General features: G+C 37.1%; 17 protein-coding genes. All 17 read left to right on the top strand.

The window, feature by feature from the left end; translation table 11 throughout:
- Window positions 1-151 precede the first annotated feature (151 nt).
- The 17 genes from fmt to mraY all read left to right on the top strand — a co-directional run bounded on the left by fmt (window position 152) and on the right by mraY (window position 19,389).
- Window positions 152-1,093: a methionyl-tRNA formyltransferase gene (gene fmt / locus RBU59_RS02935; protein ID WP_308146392.1), complete on the top strand. Its 942-nt coding sequence runs from the start codon at window positions 152-154 to the stop codon at window positions 1,091-1,093.
- A gap of 138 nt (window positions 1,094-1,231) precedes the next feature.
- Window positions 1,232-1,927 (top strand): zinc metallopeptidase, encoded by a 696-nt coding sequence (locus RBU59_RS02930; RefSeq protein ID WP_308146391.1) that lies wholly within the window; start codon window positions 1,232-1,234, stop codon window positions 1,925-1,927.
- Window positions 1,920-3,284, top strand: a complete 1,365-nt coding sequence (gene rsmB, locus RBU59_RS02925) for a 16S rRNA (cytosine(967)-C(5))-methyltransferase RsmB (RefSeq protein WP_308146390.1) — start codon at window positions 1,920-1,922, stop codon at window positions 3,282-3,284. The genes RBU59_RS02930 and rsmB overlap by 8 nt, the downstream gene beginning before the upstream one ends.
- An 83-nt stretch (window positions 3,285-3,367) precedes the next feature.
- Window positions 3,368-4,411, top strand: a complete 1,044-nt coding sequence (rlmN, locus tag RBU59_RS02920) for a 23S rRNA (adenine(2503)-C(2))-methyltransferase RlmN (protein ID WP_308146389.1) — start codon at window positions 3,368-3,370, stop codon at window positions 4,409-4,411.
- A 77-nt stretch (window positions 4,412-4,488) separates the two neighbouring features.
- Window positions 4,489-5,211 carry a Stp1/IreP family PP2C-type Ser/Thr phosphatase gene (locus RBU59_RS02915; RefSeq protein ID WP_308146388.1) on the top strand — a complete coding sequence of 241 codons (723 nt, stop codon included), beginning with the start codon at window positions 4,489-4,491 and terminating at the stop codon, window positions 5,209-5,211.
- 16 nt (window positions 5,212-5,227) lie between these two features.
- A complete protein-coding gene (gene pknB / locus RBU59_RS02910) occupies window positions 5,228-7,420 on the top strand; it encodes a Stk1 family PASTA domain-containing Ser/Thr kinase (protein ID WP_308146387.1) in 2,193 nt (730 codons plus the stop codon).
- The gene (gene rsgA, locus RBU59_RS02905) at window positions 7,420-8,298 is read left to right on the top strand and encodes a ribosome small subunit-dependent GTPase A (RefSeq protein ID WP_308146386.1); all 879 of its coding nucleotides are present in this window, start codon (window positions 7,420-7,422) and stop codon (window positions 8,296-8,298) included. The genes pknB and rsgA overlap by 1 nt, the downstream gene beginning before the upstream one ends.
- Window positions 8,299-8,382: 84 nt before the next feature.
- On the top strand, window positions 8,383-9,039 hold the full coding sequence (gene rpe / locus RBU59_RS02900) for a ribulose-phosphate 3-epimerase (protein WP_308146385.1): 657 nt from the start codon (window positions 8,383-8,385) through the stop codon (window positions 9,037-9,039).
- A gap of 21 nt (window positions 9,040-9,060) precedes the next feature.
- Window positions 9,061-9,717, top strand: a complete 657-nt coding sequence (locus RBU59_RS02895; protein ID WP_308146384.1) for a thiamine diphosphokinase — start codon at window positions 9,061-9,063, stop codon at window positions 9,715-9,717.
- A 13-nt stretch (window positions 9,718-9,730) separates the two neighbouring features.
- A complete protein-coding gene (gene ychF, locus RBU59_RS02890; protein ID WP_308146383.1) occupies window positions 9,731-10,828 on the top strand; it encodes a redox-regulated ATPase YchF in 1,098 nt (365 codons plus the stop codon).
- A gap of 17 nt (window positions 10,829-10,845) precedes the next feature.
- Entirely contained in the window at window positions 10,846-11,784 is a 939-nt protein-coding gene (gene lgt, locus RBU59_RS02885) for a prolipoprotein diacylglyceryl transferase (RefSeq protein ID WP_308146382.1), read from the top strand.
- Window positions 11,785-12,113: 329 nt separating this feature from the next.
- Window positions 12,114-12,542, top strand: a complete 429-nt coding sequence (gene mraZ / locus RBU59_RS02880; RefSeq protein ID WP_308146381.1) for a division/cell wall cluster transcriptional repressor MraZ — start codon at window positions 12,114-12,116, stop codon at window positions 12,540-12,542.
- Between the two features lie 11 nt (window positions 12,543-12,553).
- Window positions 12,554-13,513: a 16S rRNA (cytosine(1402)-N(4))-methyltransferase RsmH gene (gene rsmH / locus RBU59_RS02875; protein WP_308146380.1), complete on the top strand. Its 960-nt coding sequence runs from the start codon at window positions 12,554-12,556 to the stop codon at window positions 13,511-13,513.
- Window positions 13,514-13,532: 19 nt separating this feature from the next.
- A complete protein-coding gene (locus RBU59_RS02870; protein WP_308146379.1) occupies window positions 13,533-14,045 on the top strand; it encodes a septum formation initiator family protein in 513 nt (170 codons plus the stop codon).
- A gap of 111 nt (window positions 14,046-14,156) precedes the next feature.
- A complete protein-coding gene (locus tag RBU59_RS02865) occupies window positions 14,157-16,301 on the top strand; it encodes a peptidoglycan D,D-transpeptidase FtsI family protein (RefSeq protein WP_308146378.1) in 2,145 nt (714 codons plus the stop codon).
- Window positions 16,302-16,374: 73 nt separating this feature from the next.
- Entirely contained in the window at window positions 16,375-18,324 is a 1,950-nt protein-coding gene (locus RBU59_RS02860; protein WP_308146377.1) for a penicillin-binding transpeptidase domain-containing protein, read from the top strand.
- A gap of 96 nt (window positions 18,325-18,420) precedes the next feature.
- The gene (gene mraY / locus RBU59_RS02855; protein ID WP_308146376.1) at window positions 18,421-19,389 is read left to right on the top strand and encodes a phospho-N-acetylmuramoyl-pentapeptide-transferase; all 969 of its coding nucleotides are present in this window, start codon (window positions 18,421-18,423) and stop codon (window positions 19,387-19,389) included.
- Window positions 19,390-19,395: the final 6 nt, after the last annotated feature.

The raw sequence follows: 19,395 nt of genomic DNA, 5'->3' as shown, positions 1-19,395 counted from the left end.
AAAAACTCTTAAATAATATAAAGTCTTTCTTAATCTGTAGATTTTGCTTTTTTATTCTTATATAATGAGCGTAGGGGTTGTTAAATAATAACCATTTGATTTTTAAAGCAGTCCCTTACGACAGATTTTGTGTAACAGGAGGCATTCATACATGAATATAGTTTTTATGGGAACACCCGATTTAGCGGCAGTCGTATTAGATAAATTAATTCATTCGGAGCACGACATTCTTGCCGTGGTAACTCAACCAGATAGACCGAAAGGAAGAGGAAAGCAGGTCCAATTTACACCGGTTAAGGAACTGGCATTACAGTATAATATCCCGATATTACAACCTAACAGGGTGAAAGAAGAAGGTTTTCTTCCAATATTAAAAGAGTTAAATCCGGAAGCAATCGTGGTTGCAGCTTTTGGACAGATTTTACCAAAATCAATTTTAGAGCTTCCCAGGTATGGATGTATAAACGTACATGCGTCACTTTTACCCAAATATCGCGGTGCTGCACCGATTCAATGGTCCATTATAAATGGCGAAGATAAGACCGGAGTTACTATTATGCATATGGATGCAGGTGTGGATACCGGTGATATGATTATGAAAGCAGAAGTTCCAATAGATTTAAAAGAAACCGGTGGAAGTTTGCACGATAAATTAGCGGAATGCGGCGGTGAATTACTGTTAGAAGCTTTAAAGGCTATTGAAGATGGTACTGCACCCAGAGAAAAGCAAAAGGATGAAGAGTCCTGCCATACTAAAATATTGGACAAATCCATGGGATTGATTGATTTTAACCGTCCGGCAATTGAGCTGGAACGTCTCATAAGAGGATTAAATCCGTGGCCAAGTGCTTATACATTTTTGGACGGAAAAACTCTTAAAATCTGGGATGCGGATGTAATTGCAGAGGAAACTGCAGGAATTCCGGGTGAAATCGTAAAGGTAACAAAGGATACTATAGTAATTAAAACTTCTAAAGGAAGTCTGGCTATGAAAGAACTTCAATTAGAGGGTAAGAAACGAATGACGGTGGAGGCTTTTTTAAGAGGTTATTCTATTGATACGGGAAAAATACTAAATAATAAAAACATGTAAGGAATATAATAGTAACAAATTGAATTAAATCGGAAATTGTAACCCAAATAACAATCGGTAGGAAGTAATAACGTTTGTATTAAACAAATAAGGTTAGAGTCTACTAACAGCTAACAGTTTACAGATAGGAGGGAACTTATGTATTATCCATTTTTTGATCCAACATACATTCTGGTTATCATTGGTATCATTCTGTCTTTAGGTGCTTCTGCAATGGTTCAAACAACCTTTGCCAAATATAACAGGGTCAGAAGCTTGTCGGGAATGACCGGTGCACAGGCCGCTGAGAGAATTCTGCATTCAGCAGGTATTTATGACGTATCCGTACAGCATGTAAGCGGAAATTTAACAGATCATTATGATCCCAGAGATAAAACTTTAAAATTGTCGGATAATGTATATGGGCAAACATCTGTTGCAGCCATTGGGGTTGCAGCTCATGAATGCGGGCATGCCATCCAGCATGACAAAGGTTATGTACCTTTACGTTTACGAACCGCCTTTGTCCCGGTTGCCAATATCGGTGCTACCATATCCTGGCCGTTGATTCTTATTGGCATATTTTTAGGAGGATCACAAACATTAATTTATTTAGGTATAATCTTATTTTCCTGTGCGGTATTATTCCAGCTTATTACCCTGCCGGTGGAGCTGAATGCTTCTGCCAGAGCGGTGAAGATATTAGATGAAACGGGTATATTATATGGAGAAGAAGTGTCTCATACCAAGAAAGTATTAGGTGCAGCCGCTTTAACTTATGTTGCGGCAGCGGCGGCTTCCATACTGCAGCTTTTAAGACTGCTAATTCTGTTTGGAGGAAGAAATCGTGACTGATAAAAAGGAGCAAATAAGCGCCAGGGAAATTGCACTGGGTATATTAATGGATATCGTTCAGAACAGTAATTTCAGTCACACGGTTATGAGTCGTACTCTGAATCAGTACCAATACCTTGAAAAACAGGACAGAGCTTTTATTACCCGGCTTTGTGAGGGGACTATAGAACGAATGCTGACCTTGGACTATATTTTAAATCAGTATTCCAGTGTTAAAGTGAATAAAATGAAACCTTTGATACGTAACCTTCTCCGAATGAGTCTATATCAAGTTAAATATATGGATCAGATTCCTGATTCCGCAGCCTGTAATGAAGCTGTCAAATTAGCTAAAAAAAGAGGTTTTGGGAATTTGTCCGGATTTGTAAACGGTGTTTTAAGAAATATTGTCCGGGATACCAAAAAGGTAAGCTTTCCCAATGAAGAAACCGAAAAAGAGTTTTTCTTAAGCGTGGTTTATTCCGTACCGGAATGGCTGGTGAAACACTTTCTTTCCCAATATGATTATACTTTGGTTAAAAGTATGTTAGAGGCTTCTTTTCAGGATAAGAAGACAATCATACGCTGTAATACCGATAAAATAACAGTCGAAGATTTAACAGTTTTACTGAAACAGAATAAGGTAACTGTGGAACCTGGAACATATCTTCCTTATGCACTTAAGATCTGGGATTATAACTTTCTGGGACAGCTTAATGCCTTTAAAAAGGGGTATTTTCAGGTACAGGATGAGAGTTCAATGTTAGTAGGAGCTGTTTCCGGTGTAAGAAGCGGTGATTACATTATAGACGTATGTGCCGCACCCGGCGGAAAATCTCTTCATCTTGCTGAGTTGTTAAAATCCAGCGGGCACGTGGATTCCAGAGATGTATCGGAGGCTAAGGTTAACTTAATAAATGAGAATATCTTACGTAACGGATACACCAACATAAAAGCTTACGTAACGGATGCTCTTATTCTTGATGAAGAAAGCATTGAAAAAGCAGATATTGTTATAGCAGATCTACCCTGTTCCGGCCTGGGAGTGATCAGTAAAAAGCCGGATATTAAATATAATATGACCAGGGAAAAACAAAAGAATCTGGTAAAGTTGCAACGGGACATTCTAACAGTGGTGCAGCAATATGTGAAAAAAGGCGGTACCTTGTTATATAGTACCTGTACGGTAAATATAGAAGAAAACCTTGAGAATGTTCGATGGTTTACAGAACATTTTGATTATAGAATGGAAAGTATAGATGAATTTCTTCCGTCATCCCTATTATGTGACACTTCTAAGGAAGGTTATATTCAGCTGCTGCCTGGAATTCATAATACGGATGGTTTTTTTATTGCAAAATTGCGAAGAAAAAATTGATTTTGAGTTATCACAACTATCATAATATAAATAATCAAAAAATGCTGCGGCATTTTTGAACTATATCAGACAAAGGAAGTAATATGTCAAAAATTGATATTAAAGCATTAAACTTAGAAGAACTAAAGGATTTGCTCAAACAAATAGGGGACAAACCGTTTCGTGCAAAGCAAATTTATGAATGGCTTCATGTTAAGCTGGTCTCTGATTTTGACGAAATGACTAATATTTCGAAACAATTAAGAGAACAGTTAAATGAAATCAGTGAAATTACCAACCTTACAGTGGTTAAGAAATTGGATTCAGAAGACGGTGAAACCACAAAGTTTTTATTCCGTTTATGGGACGGACAGGTTTTGGAAAGTGTTCTTATGAAATATCATCACGGTAATTCCGTCTGTATATCCTCCCAGGTTGGTTGCAAGATGGGATGCAAATTCTGTGCTTCTACCATAGGAGGTTTTGAAAGAAACTTAACCGTATCCGAGATGCTGGATCAAATCTACTGTATTCAAAGGATTTCCGGAGAAAGAGTATCTAATGTCGTGGTAATGGGTACAGGGGAACCTCTGGATAATTACGACAATCTCGTTCGTTTTATACACATGTTATCGGATGAAAACGGTTTAAATATTAGTCAGAGAAACATTACCGTATCAACTTGCGGACTGGTAGATAAAATTAAAGCCCTGGCAGATGAAAACCTTCAGATTACCCTTGCACTCTCCTTACATGCGTCTAATGATACAGTAAGAAAGCAGCTAATGCCTATTGCGGAAAGATTTGATATGGATTCTGCATTAAAAGCCTGTATTTATTACTATGAAAAGACCGGGCGGCGAATAACATTTGAATACAGTATGGTAGAAGGATTAAACGATTTACCCGAGCACGCACTTGAATTATATAAGCGTATTAAAGGCCTTAACTGCCATGTAAATTTAATTCCGGTTAACCCTATAAAAGAGAGAAATTATAAGCAATCACAAATGAAAAGTATACAAAATTTCAAAAATATACTTGAAAAATATAGAATTAATGTTACTATTAGAAGAGAAATGGGTACCGATATTGATGCTGCCTGTGGTCAATTAAGAAAAAGCTATATGGATAAAACTTCTGGTTAAGCAATAATTCTGTATTTCAAATGGAAACCAGCAAATCAGTCGGTTTGCCTGGTATTGAAATTCAAGGAGGTGTAAGCATGCGATCATTTTCAATAACGGATATTGGAGAGAAAAGACAAATTAACCAAGATTACGTTTTTTGTGAGGAAAATAGTATTGGTGGTCTTCCGAATCTGTTTATTGTTGCAGATGGAATGGGTGGTCATAATGCCGGTGATTATGCGTCTAGATTCTGTGTTGAAGTCTTTACGGAGAAAATCAGAACGAATCAGCAAAAAACCCCAATTGGAATGATATCAGAAGCTTTACAATATACCAATGACTTGTTATTGGAAGAAGCCAATACGAAGAATGATCTTCAGGGGATGGGTACCACGTTCGTACTTGCAACAATCATTGAAAACATAATGTATGTGGCAAATGTTGGTGACAGCAGACTCTATGTCATCCGTGACAATATAAAACAAATTACCGAGGACCATTCCCTTGTAGAAGAAATGGTAAAAACCGGTGAAATTGATAGGAAGGATGTAAGGTTTCATCCGAATAAAAACATTATTACAAGAGCCTTGGGTGCTAATGCGACAGTAACACCGGATTATTTTGAGGTAGAATTAAATAAAGATGATATTGTATTAATGTGTTCAGATGGACTGACGAATATGATGGAAGATAAAGATATCCTGGAGGTTGTCAGAGAATATCCCGAGGATCTTAAGATGGCTGCAAATACGTTGGTAAACAAAGCCAATGAAAACGGTGGGAATGACAATATATCCATTGTACTTGTTAAACTATAGAAAGAGGTGAGGAAGAATGTTAAAACCGGGTATGTTTATTAGTGACCGATACGAAATAATTGATAAAGTAGGTTCTGGAGGTATGGCAGATGTCTATAAAGCCAGATGTCACAGGTTAAATCGTTTCGTTGCCATTAAGGTGCTGAAACCTGAATATAGTGATGATAAAAATTTTGTTAAGAAGTTTAGAGGGGAAGCACAATCGGCGGCAGGTTTATCCCACCCGAATATAGTAAATGTTTATGATGTCGGTGATGACAACGGTCTTCATTATATTGTAATGGAACTGGTTGAGGGTATTACTTTAAAAAATTTTATTGAAAGAAAAGGTAAATTAGAGGTTAAGGAAGCTGTCGGTATTGCTATCCAGATTGCTATGGGTATGGAAGCCGCGCATATGAATCATATTATCCATAGAGATATAAAACCTCAGAACATAATCATTTCCAGAGAAGGTAAAGTAAAGGTAACAGACTTTGGTATAGCTAAAGCGACTACTTCCAATACGATTACCTCTAATGCCATGGGTTCCGTACATTATTTGTCTCCGGAACAGGCAAGGGGCGGTTACAGTGATGAAAAGAGTGATATCTATTCCCTCGGTGTTACTTTATATGAGATGCTTTCAGGACAAGTACCTTTTGCCGGGGATAATACGGTTTCCGTAGCACTTTTGCATATACAGGGTGAGGCAGCTCCTCTTAGAGAACTGGATCCGAATATACCGCTTAGTGTAGACCGGATTGTACAGAAATGTATGCAGAAAAAACCGGAACGCAGATATCTTTCTGCTTCGGAATTAATTGCAGATTTAAAACGTTCCATTTCCAATCCGAATGGTGATTTTGTTGTAATTCCGAATGCATCGGTAAATGATTCACCAACCATTACCATATCGGACGATGAAGTAAATCACATCAAAAGTGCAACGAAAATGTCAGGAGCCGGTTATGACACTTCCAGAGATATCTATCAGAATACGGATGGGCGGAGGATGGCAGATACTAATTATAACCAGGAGGAAACCGAGGAAGAGGAAGAACTTGACAGTGTAGATCCAAGAGTTGAGAAAATAATTTTAGTAGGTTCCATTGCAGCAGGTGTAATTCTAACCATATTGATCATTTTCTTTGTAGTGCGTTTCTTTAAGTTATTCCCGGGTTCGGATAAGAATCCTGTTATTAATACTACAGAAACAACATCAGAGGAATCGATAGACTCAACCACAACGGAAGAAGCGACCAGTGAAACTATCGTTATCCCTCCTGTAGTCGGATTAAAATTAAAAGATGCTGAGGATACGTTATATGCGAAATCGGAATTCTTAAAAGTAACTTCCACGGAACAATATTCGGACGAATATGAAAAGGGAATGGTTATGAAACAGTATCCGGTGCAGGATACAGAAGTAGAATCCGATGCTGAGGTTAGCTTGGTAGTCAGCCTTGGATCGAAACCTTTCCCGGTTCCTAATGTATATAACTTAACGGATAATCAGGCGGTAACTAAATTACAAGATGCAGGACTTGTTGTACAGCATGACTATGCTTACAGCGATGAGACAGAAGAGGGAAGAGTAATTGAAACAAAACCGGCCAGAGATACGGATGCGGTTAAAGGGGATACGATTACGGTTATTATCAGTAACGGTCCGGAAATCAAAACGGTTAAAGTGCCGGCTATTCTGGGTCTTACTGAGAAAAAAGCAATTCAGAAGTTAGAAGCTGCAGGACTAAAAAAAGGTGAAGTTGCTACGGATTATTCGGATACCTATCCAAAAGGTCAGGTTATGTCCCAAAGTAAGGGAGAAGGAACAGAATTAGACAGTGGTACGGCAATTGATTTCGTAGTCAGTTTAGGTGCTGGTGTAGTTGATCCGCCGGAGGATAATAACCAGACTTATATCGGTCATATAGAGATAGATGAAAATCCGTTTGACTATGCCGGTGACAGCGGAATTGTTAAAATTCAGCTTATTCAGGATGGCAATACAACAACGCTTTTAAAAGAAGAGCTGGATTACGACAGCTTCCCGTTAAATATAGGCGATTATCCCAGTGATAGCGGCTCAAAAGGAACTGTTAAGATGTATGTCGGCAGGGAAGCGGCAGACGGTGATGACGGAGCTGTCAGTGAGAATGGTAAGCTGATAAAATATGAACAATATCCTACAACATGGCAAGTTGAATTTACACCGGTGGAAGAATAATGGAAGGCAAGATTATAAAAGGTATCGCAGGTTTTTACTATGTTTATGTAAAAACGTTCGGTTTGTATGAATGCAAAGCGAAAGGAATCTTTCGTAATCAAAAGATAAAACCTTTAGTTGGTGATAATGTAATTATTGATGTAATTGATGAAAATGAGAAAAAAGGTAATATTAGCGATATATTGGAACGAAAGAATGAACTTTTACGTCCCGCTGTTGCTAATGTGGATCAGGCACTGATAATTTTTGCGGCTGCGGCGCCTGCCCCTAATCTGAACTTATTGGACCGCTTATTAATCTTAATGTTAAAACAACAGGTGGAAACAGTGATCTGTTTTAATAAAAAAGATATTGTAACGGAAAAAGAAATCAGTCTTTTAGAAGATGCATATATTAAATGCGGTTATAAAGTTATTTTTACCAGTACGTATACTGAGGATGGGATTAAAACCCTGTCTGAACTGTTAATAGATAAGACGACAGTTCTGGCAGGGCCGTCCGGTGTAGGCAAATCTTCTATTATTAATAATATTCATCCGGATGCAAATATGCAGACCGGTAGGATCAGTGAAAAAATACAAAGAGGTAAGCATACCACAAGACATTCCGAATTATTTTATATACAGGGTAACACTTTTATTATGGATACCCCTGGATTTAGTTCCCTGTATATTCAGGATATGGAGAAAGAGGAATTAAAAGATTATTTTGCTGAATTTCATGAATATGAAGGTAATTGCAGGTTTCATGGCTGTGCCCATTTAAATGAACCCGGCTGTGCAGTAAAAGAAGCATTAAAGTTAGGAAAAATCAGTAAAGTCCGTTATAACAATTATACAGAAATATATGAAGAAATTAAGAATCAAAAGAGATATTAAGAAAAACTGACAGATAATTAAATTTACGGCTATTTGACTGCGATGTTTAAGTCTGCAGGTCGTGAGAAAGGTTTGGTTATTATTATGATTAAGTTAGCACCATCTATTCTGGCAGCAGACTTTGCTAATCTGGGTAATGATATTCTACAGGTAGAAAAGGCAGGAGCGGATTATCTTCACATTGATGTAATGGATGGAGCTTTTGTTCCGAGTATATCTTTTGGTGTTCCCATTATACAGGCAATACGTCCTGTTACAAAGCTTTTTTTTGATGTTCATTTAATGGTGGAGGAACCGATTCGTTTTATTGACGAGTTTGCAAAAGCCGGTGCAGATTTAATCACTGTTCATGCGGAAGCATGCAGACATTTAAACCGTACCTTGTCTAAAATCAAAGAAAACGGAGTGAAAACCTGCGTGTCTCTCAATCCGACAACTCCTTTATCCGAACTTGAATATGTTCTTAAAGATGTGGATATGATTCTACTAATGAGTGTAAATCCGGGATTTGGTGGACAAACTTTTCTACCGTTTATGCTTGAGAAGATAAGTACTTTAAAAAGTATGGCACGTGAAAGAAACTGCCAGATAGATATTGAGGTGGATGGTGGTATATCTGCGTCCAATGTTGAACAGGTAATAGAAGCAGGTGCGAATGTTATTGTAGCCGGGACCGCAGTATTTAAAGGTGATATTCAGAAAAATATCGCTGACTTTAAAAAAATATTTAATAACTTCTAAATCGAAGGTACGGGTAAATAAATGAAAGAAAATCGTATTCTGATCATTACAGGCGGAGTCATATCAATCGAATTTGCAAGGGGTTTTTTGAAAGAGAATAAGTTTGATATTACAATAGCTGTTGACAGCGGACTGGTTACAGCCAGTAAATTGGGAATTTCTCTACAGTATATAGTAGGTGACTTTGATTCCGTACCGCCTGAATTAATAGAAAGTTACCGAAGTGATAATGCTGTTATCATTAAAGAATATAATCCTGAGAAAGATGCTACTGATACACATATTGCATTAAACTTAGGGATAGAGTTAAATGGCGGTGAAATTGTTATATTAGGAGCGACAGGTACTCGTATTGACCATATGCTGGCTAATATTCATTTATTATATTTACCTCTGAATAAAAATATAAAAGCTTCTATTATAGATGAACATAATAAAATATATATGATTAATAGAAGTACAACCATATATAAAGATAAGCTGTTTGGTCCATTTGTTTCGCTTCAGCCTTTTACAGAGGTTGTAAAAGGAATTACATTAAGGGGATTTAAATACCCCTTAAAAGATTATACAATGTATAAAGGTGACAGTATAGGCACCAGTAACGAAGTAGTAGAGGAACAAGCAGATATTTTATTGCAGGATGGCGTACTTATTGTAATAGAAGCAAAAGATTGAAAGGAAGACACATATGAAATTAGGTATAGTAGGTTTACCCAATGTAGGAAAGAGCACATTATTTAATTCACTAACGAAAGCCGGCGCTGAATCCGCCAATTATCCCTTTTGTACAATAGATCCGAATATAGGAATTGTTGCGGTACCGGATGAGAGATTGAAAGTATTGGGTGATTTATATCATTCAGAAAAGGTAGTACCTGCAGCGATTGAATTTGTGGATATTGCAGGATTGGTGAAAGGTGCTTCCAAGGGTGAGGGATTAGGAAATCAGTTCCTTTCCAATATCAGAGAGGTAGATGCCATTGTTCATGTTGTAAGATGTTTTGAAGATACCAATATAATCCATGTTGACGGGTCGATTGACCCACTTAGGGATATTGAGACCATAAACCTAGAATTAATATTCTCTGACCTGGATATCATTGAAAGAAGAATGAGCCGCACATCCAAGGGATCTAAAAATGATAAAACTCTTGCTAAGGAATTAGATTTATTGGAACGTCTGAAAGGACACCTGGAAGCAGGCAATATGGCTAAAGGTTTTATGACAGACGATGAAGAAGAACTTGTTTTGTTAAACGGATATAATTTGTTGACTTATAAACCGGTGATCTATGCTGCCAATGTAAAAGAAGATGATTTAGCTGATGATGGTGCAGGAAACGGTTTTGTTAAAAAGGTTAAGGAATTTGCCACAAAAGAAAACTCTGAAGTTTTTGTAATATGTGCCCAGATTGAACAAGAAATTGCTGAACTTGACGACGATGAGAAAAAATTGTTTTTAGAGGATATGGGACTTAAGGAATCAGGACTTGAAAAATTAATTCGTGCGAGCTATCATATTTTAGGTTTAATCAGTTATTTAACAGCCGGACCGAAAGAAACCAAAGCCTGGACGATTGTGAAAGGGACCAAAGCTCCGGGTGCGGCTGGCAAAATCCATACGGATTTCGAGAGAGGGTTCATCCGTGCAGAGATTGTAAATTATGCGAATCTTGTAGAATGCGGCAGTTATAATTTAGCGAAAGATAAAGGTTTAGTACGTTCGGAAGGCAAAGAGTACGTAGTTCAGGACGGCGATGTAGTATTATTCCGTTTTAATGTATAAGAAAGTGGTGAACTAATATGTTAATAAGTGCTGCAACTAGTATCTGGTTTCCTAATTTAGGTATTGAACTGAAAAATGTGGGCTCGCACATCAGTGTCTTTGGGTTTGAAATCGCTTATTATGGTATTGTAATTGCCTGCGGAATGGCACTTGGTTATCTGGTTGCGGAGTGGCAGGCAAAACGCACCGGTCAGGATAAAGACTTGTATCTGGATTTTGCACTATATGCAATTATATTATCAGTTATCGGAGCCAGAGTATATTATGTAATTTTTGCCTGGGATGAATTTAAGGCGGATCCGATACAGATATTTAATATCAGGAATGGAGGACTTGCTATCTATGGCGGTGTAATCACCGCTATTATCACAGCCTTTGTATACACCAGGATCAAAAAATATTCCTTTGCCCTTTTAGCCGATACCGGATGTCTTGGTTTAATAACCGGTCAGATGATAGGCAGGTGGGGTAACTTTTTTAACCGCGAGGCATTTGGCAAATATACCAATAATCCGTTTGCCATGCTTTTGGATATTAAGGACGTAAGCAGTGATTATACGGCTCCCGTATCGTATCTGACTGAAAAATATTCGGGCAAACCGGATGCACTGAAGCGAATCATGGAGATCAGGGAGAATCCGGTAGTTATTAGTGGAATAACGTATATTCAGGTTCATCCTACTTTTCTTTATGAATCTGTTTGGAATTTATGTGTTTTGATATTATTGATAATCTATTCTAAACATAAAAAATTTAATGGTGAAATATTTTTATTATACCTGGCAGGATATGGTTTAGGAAGAGTCTGGATAGAAGGTTTAAGAACGGATCAGTTATTTTTGTGGAATACACCATTTGCTGTATCCCAGTTATTATCCGGTTTATTAGTTATATCCGCTGTAGCAGTTATTATCTTCAAACGTATTTCTTTAAAAAAGAAGATTACAATAAAATAATTTAATTTAACCAATATATATTGTTAAAATTATCAAAACACGATAATAGAGACAAACTTTTTACAGGTTAAGACATTGAGGAATAGGACCAAATGACTATTCCTTTTTTTGTGCCTAGATATAGTTGAAATAAAGTACATTTACTTATTTTATACAATATATTGTACATGTTATGTATAAAGTTGCAAGCTGCCAAATATAACCATGGCTGCTTGTCTTTTTTTTATGCAGAAATGCTTGATAAATTCCCATAAGTGGTATAAAATATCATTAGAAGTGGAGGAAAGTGGTGCGAAGTGGTAGTAAGTGGTAGATAGGTGGTGAGATCCATGTTCATGGGAGAATACAATCATACGATTGATACCAAGGGTAGAATAATAATACCATCCAAGTTCAGAGAAGCTTTAGGTGATGAATTTGTTGTTACCCAAGGTTTAGATGGCTGCTTATTTGTATATCCTAATGAGGAATGGATGAACTTCGTCACTCAGCTTAAAAATCTCCCCGGAAGTAAAGAAGCCAGACAATTACAGCGTTATTTTATGGCCGGAGCTGCCACATGTGAAGTGGACAAGCAGGGAAGAATACTGATTCCAAACAAGTTAAGAGAACAGGCTGGTTTGGAAAAAGATATTGTGTTTGTCGGAGTCTTAAGTAAAATAGAAATTTGGAGCAAAGATAAATGGGAAAGCAATAATGATTATGATGATATGGATCAGATTGCAGAACACATGTCGGAGTTCGGACTAAGCTTTTAGGGGGTTTTAGATTGGACACTTTATCAGAAAATTTTAATTTTAAACACAAATCCGTACTATTAGATGAAACAATTAAAGCACTTAATATAAAACCGGATGGAATATATGTAGACGGAACCTTAGGGGGAGGCGGCCACTCTTATGAAATATGCAGACGGTTGTCAGGAACCGGTAGATTAATCGGCATTGATCAGGATGAAGCAGCTATAAAGGCCGGAAGCGAACGACTCGCAGAATATAAAGATAAAGTAACCATAGTAAGAAGCAATTATTCCGATATGAAGAGAGTACTTACTGAGCTTGGGATTCACAAGGTAGATGGTATATTACTGGATTTGGGCGTTTCTTCCTATCAACTGGATACCATAGAACGTGGATTTTCTTATAAAGAAAATGCACCGCTGGATATGCGAATGGATACCAGGTATGACAGAACAGCAAAAGATATTGTAAATGGGTATAGTGAATTTGATCTGTATCGTATTATTAGAGACTACGGTGAGGACAAGTTCGCTAAGAACATTGCAAAGCATATTGTTCGTGTGAGAGAAGAAAAAACCATTGAGACAACAGATGAACTGACAGAAGCAATTAAAGCGGCTATTCCAATGAAAATCAGAAAAAATACAGGTCATCCTGCTAAGAAAACATTTCAGGCAATACGAATTGAATTAAATCGGGAGCTGGAAGTTTTAATTAAATCACTGGATGATATGATCGGAATGTTGGCGGATAATGGCAGATTATGTATCATTACCTTTCATTCCCTGGAAGACAGAATTGTAAAAAGCAGTTTTAGAAATAATGAAGATCCTTGTACTTGCCCACCAAACTTTCCTGTTTGTGTTTGCGGAAATGTATCAAAAGGAAAGGTTATTACCAGAAAACCAATCTTACCGACGGATCAGGAGATTATTGATAACAAGAGATCAAAAAGTTCAAAACTTAGAGTTTTTGAGAGACATTTATAGGAATTGAGGGGAGAAAAGCATGGAGGCGAAAAGACATCGTTATCAATATAATAATTATTCCATAGATGGAAACAATGCGAGAAAATTACAGGTTATTCCGTGTTACAACGAACCAGAAGAGTTAGACCCCAGAAAATTGCCGGTTAGAGAAAAAAGAAGAAAACCGAAAGCTGATATCGGTATCGATTTATTTTCTGTATTTTTTTTAACCATTGCTATTATTGTGACCTTATATACCTGTATTAATTATCTTCAGGTTCAAACGGGTCTAACGGAACAAAATAAGGAAATAGCTGAATTAGAACACAGTTTATTGAAACTGCAGAATCAAAACAAAGATGCTTTATCAGAACTGAATACCTCACTGGATTTAGCTTATATCTATAAAGTTGCAACAAAAGAGCTTGGTATGGTTTATCCAAAAGATAACCAGATCATATCATATAAAAGTAATTTAAGCGATTATGTAAGACAATATGAAGATATACCGGAAGAAAATGGTTCTGATTTACTAGATAGGATATTAAAATAATTATCCGATATATCTGTAGGAGAATGTTGCTTAAGCCGCCTTAATGAAATAATAAAGATAGTAAAGATATTTCGGACATAATTGATAAATTAATCTAGCTGAGGGGTATCTATGAGAAATGCGTTAAGAGAAAAAAAAATAAAAAAATTTACAAATAAAATGCAAGCAAAGTTATTGCTTGTATTTTGCATTATTATCATCACAATGATAGGCCTGATTGTAAGGCTGGTTCATATTAACCGTACCGATGGGGAACGATACGCAAAAAAAGTATTATCCCAGCAAACGTATACAAGTACTGTTATACCTTTTCAAAGGGGAAGTATTCTTGACAGAAAAGGAACTGTTTTAGCAACCAGTGAGAAAGTATATAATATTATTCTGGATGTTAAATTTATGTTGGAGGATAAAAAGTATTTGACCCCAACAATCAAAGCATTAACCGATTGTTATGACAGTATCAAAGAAGAGACTGTAATGGATTTGGTGAATAAAAGACCGGAAAGCAGATATGTCATCCTGAAAAAAGGTATCAATTACGAGAAAATGATGCAATTTAAGGACAAAGAAGAAAAAGATAATAACATAAAAGGCGTCTGGTTTGAAGAGGATTATGTGAGAAAATATCCGTATAAAACATTAGCAAGCGATGTAATTGGTTTCACATCCAGCGGTAATGTAGGTAACTGGGGGATAGAACAATTTTATAACGATCAGTTGAACGGAGTAAACGGCATTGAATATGGTTATATTGATTCTGAATTAAAATTGGAACAGACGACAAAACCGGCAATAAACGGTAATACCATTGTATCAACCATCGATGCAAATGTTCAGGGTATCGTTCAGGAACACATTAAAAAATTTAATAAGGATATGGATTGTTTAAATATAGGCGTTATCGTAATGAATCCAAACAACGGCGAGATATTAGCCATGGCCTCCAATGAAGAATATGATTTAAATAATCCAACGGATCTGACTTCTTTTTACACAAAAAAAGAAATTGACAGAATGACTGATAAGGAAAGATTAGATGCACTGAATGCAATCTGGAGGAATTATACTATCAGTGATATGTATGAGCCAGGATCTACATTTAAACCATTTACTGTCTCCGCAGGTCTGGAAGAAAATATTATTCATCCGAATGATACTTATGTTTGTGATGGAGGGCAAAGCATTAACGGAGTTAAAATTGGGTGTTCCCATATACATGGTACAGTTGACCTGACTCAAGCACTTATGAAATCCTGCAATGACGCACTGATGCAGATTGGAGCCAAAGAAGGAAAGAAACTGTTTTATGACTATCAGAATTCATTTGGGATGGGACGTAAGACAGGAATAGACCTCCCCGGTGAAGCGGTAGGTATCTTAGTTCCTGAAAACAAATTAAGTCCGGTAGATTTAGCTATCAGTAGCTTTGGGCAAACTTTTACTGTTACTATGATCCAGATGGCAAGTGGATTCTCCTCTCTGGTAAATGGCGGCTATTATTATGAGCCTCATATTGTTAAGCAAATAATTAATCAGGGAGGTGCAACTTTACAAAATATCGACAAAGTACTGGTAAAGGAATCTGTTTCCAGTGAAACCTCTAATTTTATTAAAAATGCTATGTATCTAACCGTAGAGGGGGAAGGCGGGACTGCGTCTGGAGCAAAGGTTCCGGGTTATAAAGTAGGCGGCAAAACCGGTACTGCGCAAAAATTCCCCAGAAAAGATAAAAGACATCTGTTATCCTTTATTGGTGCCGTACCGGCAGACAAACCTGAAATGGTTATATATGTTGTTCTTGATGATCCGCAGAAGATTGAGCCTTCAGCACAATCAAGCGGTATCGCTACAAAATTTGCAGGTGAAATCTTAAAAGATATATTGCCGTTTTTAGAGATATATCCTACCGAATCTACAAAAGGGCTTAATACATCGAAGTCAACTCCGGCCCTGCCCAGTACTGGTACAAAAGCAAAATCAGATAAGAAAACCTTGGGGGATACCGATACGACTAATGGGAATCCCAATGAAGATAATGCCGATGGGAGCACTACAGATGCAGATAATAAGGATACAAATAAGAAAGATAATATAGATTCCGTCAATACTGCAGATTCATTAGAGGGTGACAGTTTAGAATATAACAATGAGAATACTTTTCCGGAATCGGATGAAGATGGTGAAATTCTTGATTTTATACCGGATACCTCAGAAAGCGACAATGGGTCGGATATACAATCTGATAATAACAATTAGTTTATAAATATATTATCATAACCTCATAAAGTTTGTAATAAAATAAAACGATAAGATAAGTGAGGTTATCCTTATGGCACGTAATAAAACCTTTAACCGCCGTAATGTTCTCGTTATTGCCGCCATAATTTTGATAGCAGCAATAGGATTGACAGTCAGACTGGGTTATCTGATGATTCTCAAATCAGCCGACTATGCACAACGTGCGGAAGATCTGCATGAAAGAGAGCGGGCAATCAAAGCGGAGAGAGGAACCATATATGATAAAAATGGAATAGCTATTGCGACGAATAAGCCTGTCAGTACTATTTCTGTTATACATAGCCAGATCAAAGACCCCGAAAGGGTAATCCAGGTTTTATGCGATTTACTTGGTCTGAGTGAAGAAAAAGTAAGGAAGAGGGTTGAAAAAGTATCTTCTATAGAAAGAATAAAATCCAATGTAGATAAAGAAATTGCAGATAAGATCCGTGAGTATGATTTAGACGGAGTTATGGTGGATGAGGATTACAAAAGATATTATCCGTACGGCAGTTTAGCTTCAAAAGTAATTGGTTTTACCGGTAGCGATAACCAGGGTATTATTGGTTTGGAAGTTGCATATGATAAATATTTAAAAGGAATCGATGGTACGATTCTGACTTTAACTACAGCTTATGGTGTGGAGATTGACAATGCCGCAGAGGACCGGATAGAACCAAAAGCCGGTAATAATCTATATATCAGCCTGGATGTAAATATCCAAAAATACGCAGAGCAGGCCGCTTTGAAAATTATGGAAGCCAAAAATGCAAATAATGTAAAGATGATACTGATGAATCCACAGAATGGTGAATTATATGCAATGGTTAACGTTCCTGAATTTGACTTAAATGATCCGTATACCTTAACGGATAATATGCTAAAAGGTGCCGATGCATCTTCTTTAACCAGTAAACAAACCAACGATCTGTTGAATAATATGTGGAGAAATGCCTGTATCAGCGATACCTATGAGCCGGGTTCCTGTTTTAAAATTGTAACAGCTACTGCAGCACTTGAAGAAAAGGTCGTTAAGCTGGATGATAAATTCTTCTGTCCGGGTTATAAAATAGTAGAAGACCGAAGAATACGGTGCCATAAGGTGGGCGGTCACGGCAGTGAAACTTTCGTAGAGGGCATAAAGAATTCCTGTAATCCGGTTTTTATGGAAATCGGAGCTCGGGTTGGTGTCACCAATATGTATAAGTATTTCGGCAGATTGGGACTTTTCAATAAAACAGGTATAGATCTGCCAGGGGAAGCAAAATCAATCATGCATAAACCTGAGAATGTGGGAGCAGTTGAACTAGCGACCATATCTTTCGGCCAGTCATTTCAGATAACACCGCTCCAGTTGTTGGTTGCAGCAAGTGCAGTTGTTAACGGAGGCAATATCGTAACTCCTCATTTTGGTGTTCAGGTAAAAAGTCCAGAGGGCACTACAGTAAAAACCTTTAAATATGAAGGCGCGCCAGGTGCAGTTTCAAAAGAAACATCGGAAACCATGAAAAAATTATTGGAAGCAGTTGTTTCTGAGGGTACCGGTAAAAGAGCTTATTTACCCGGATTTAAAATCGGGGGAAAGACAGCGACATCAGAAAAATTACCTCGCAGCAGCAACAAATACATATCCTCCTTTCTAGGATTTGCACCGGCAGACAATCCACAGGTTATGGCAATCGTTTTAATCGATGAACCGACCGGGATCTATTATGGCGGTACTATAGCAGCACCGGTTATTGCTGAGGTATTTGACAATGTACTTCCTTACTTAGGCGTTGAACCCCATTATACAGAAGCCGAAACGAAAGAATTTAATGTTGGTACCATAGAAATGCCCAATCTGGTAGGTAAGAAAAAAGATGAGATAAAAGAAATTTTAAAAGATACCGATTATGGTGACATCTATTATTTAGGTGAGGGTGAAACAATCAAGGAACAATTCCCATTACCAGGTGAGAAGATAAATCTAAATAGTGACTTGATTCTATATTTGGAATAGCATATAATAAGAAAGTTGGTTTGAAACGATTGTCTTAATAGTCACGTTGGTTTTACAAAAGAAATAACAAGAGGATTCACTTGGGAGGAAAAAAAGATGGATTTTAAAATATTAATGCCAGTTATTATATCATTTGTCATCAGTGTAATTTTATGTCCGATTTTAATACCTTTTTTAAAAAGATTAAAATTTGGGCAGTTTGTACGTGATGACGGGCCGGAGAGTCATTTAAAGAAATCGGGTACACCAACGATGGGTGGAATTATTATATTGCTTAGTGTTACCCTAACTTCTTTAATTTATATCGGTAATTTTCCGGATATGATACCGGTCTTATTCTCAACAGTTGGATTTGGCATTATCGGTTTACTGGATGATTATATCAAGATTGTGATGAAAAGATCTATGGGATTAAGGGCATGGCAGAAACTGGTAGGACAGATATTGGTTACTGCAATTTTTGGTTATTATTTAGTAAATTATACCGATGTTGGTTCGACTATGCTTATACCTTTTACCGGAGGTTTTAAAGGTGGTATGTATTTAGATACATCCTATTTATTTATTCCTTTATTATTTTTGGTTGTATTAGGTACTGTAAACGGTGCCAATTTTACAGATGGTCTGGATGGTTTAGCGAGCAGCGTAACACTTCTAATTGCTACATTTTTTTCAGTGGTAGCAATTGGAATTCATAGCGGAATTTCTCCCATCACCTGTGCTGTTGCTGGAAGTTTGTTAGGTTTTCTGGTATTTAATATTTACCCTGCAAGAGTATTTATGGGGGATACAGGCTCCCTGGCTTTGGGAGGATTTGTAGCGGCTTCGGCTTATATGCTACGAATGCCTCTATTTATACTAATTGTAGGATTAATCTATCTGGTTGAGGTTCTGTCAGTTATACTCCAAGTCGGTTATTTTAAATTAACCGGTGGTAAGAGGATTTTTAAGATGGCCCCGATTCACCATCATTTTGAATTATGCGGTTGGGCGGAGACAAGAGTAGTGGCAGTTTTCTCTATTATAACAGCAATTCTTTGCTTAATAGCTCTAATGGGAATATAACATCTG

The organism is Anaerocolumna sp. MB42-C2, assembly GCF_030913705.1.
GTDB lineage: Bacteria > Bacillota > Clostridia > Lachnospirales > Lachnospiraceae > Anaerocolumna.
Note: the sequence above shows the minus strand (reverse complement) of the source record. Positions and strands in the feature narration are given on the sequence as shown.

Bases quoted from the DNA above. Each gene is read 5' to 3' on its own strand.
- fmt (WP_308146392.1), top strand. From the start codon at position 152: ATGAATATAGTTTTTATGGGAACACCCGATTTAGCGGCAGTCGTATTA.
- RBU59_RS02930 (WP_308146391.1), top strand. From the start codon at position 1,232: ATGTATTATCCATTTTTTGATCCAACATACATTCTGGTTATCATTGGT.
- rlmN (WP_308146389.1), top strand. From the start codon at position 3,368: ATGTCAAAAATTGATATTAAAGCATTAAACTTAGAAGAACTAAAGGAT.
- RBU59_RS02915 (WP_308146388.1), top strand. From the start codon at position 4,489: ATGCGATCATTTTCAATAACGGATATTGGAGAGAAAAGACAAATTAAC.
- pknB (WP_308146387.1), top strand. From the start codon at position 5,228: ATGTTAAAACCGGGTATGTTTATTAGTGACCGATACGAAATAATTGAT.
- rsgA (WP_308146386.1), top strand. From the start codon at position 7,420: ATGGAAGGCAAGATTATAAAAGGTATCGCAGGTTTTTACTATGTTTAT.
- rpe (WP_308146385.1), top strand. From the start codon at position 8,383: ATGATTAAGTTAGCACCATCTATTCTGGCAGCAGACTTTGCTAATCTG.
- RBU59_RS02895 (WP_308146384.1), top strand. From the start codon at position 9,061: ATGAAAGAAAATCGTATTCTGATCATTACAGGCGGAGTCATATCAATC.
- ychF (WP_308146383.1), top strand. From the start codon at position 9,731: ATGAAATTAGGTATAGTAGGTTTACCCAATGTAGGAAAGAGCACATTA.
- lgt (WP_308146382.1), top strand. From the start codon at position 10,846: ATGTTAATAAGTGCTGCAACTAGTATCTGGTTTCCTAATTTAGGTATT.
- mraZ (WP_308146381.1), top strand. From the start codon at position 12,114: ATGTTCATGGGAGAATACAATCATACGATTGATACCAAGGGTAGAATA.
- RBU59_RS02870 (WP_308146379.1), top strand. From the start codon at position 13,533: ATGGAGGCGAAAAGACATCGTTATCAATATAATAATTATTCCATAGAT.
- RBU59_RS02865 (WP_308146378.1), top strand. From the start codon at position 14,157: ATGAGAAATGCGTTAAGAGAAAAAAAAATAAAAAAATTTACAAATAAA.
- RBU59_RS02860 (WP_308146377.1), top strand. From the start codon at position 16,375: ATGGCACGTAATAAAACCTTTAACCGCCGTAATGTTCTCGTTATTGCC.
- mraY (WP_308146376.1), top strand. From the start codon at position 18,421: ATGGATTTTAAAATATTAATGCCAGTTATTATATCATTTGTCATCAGT.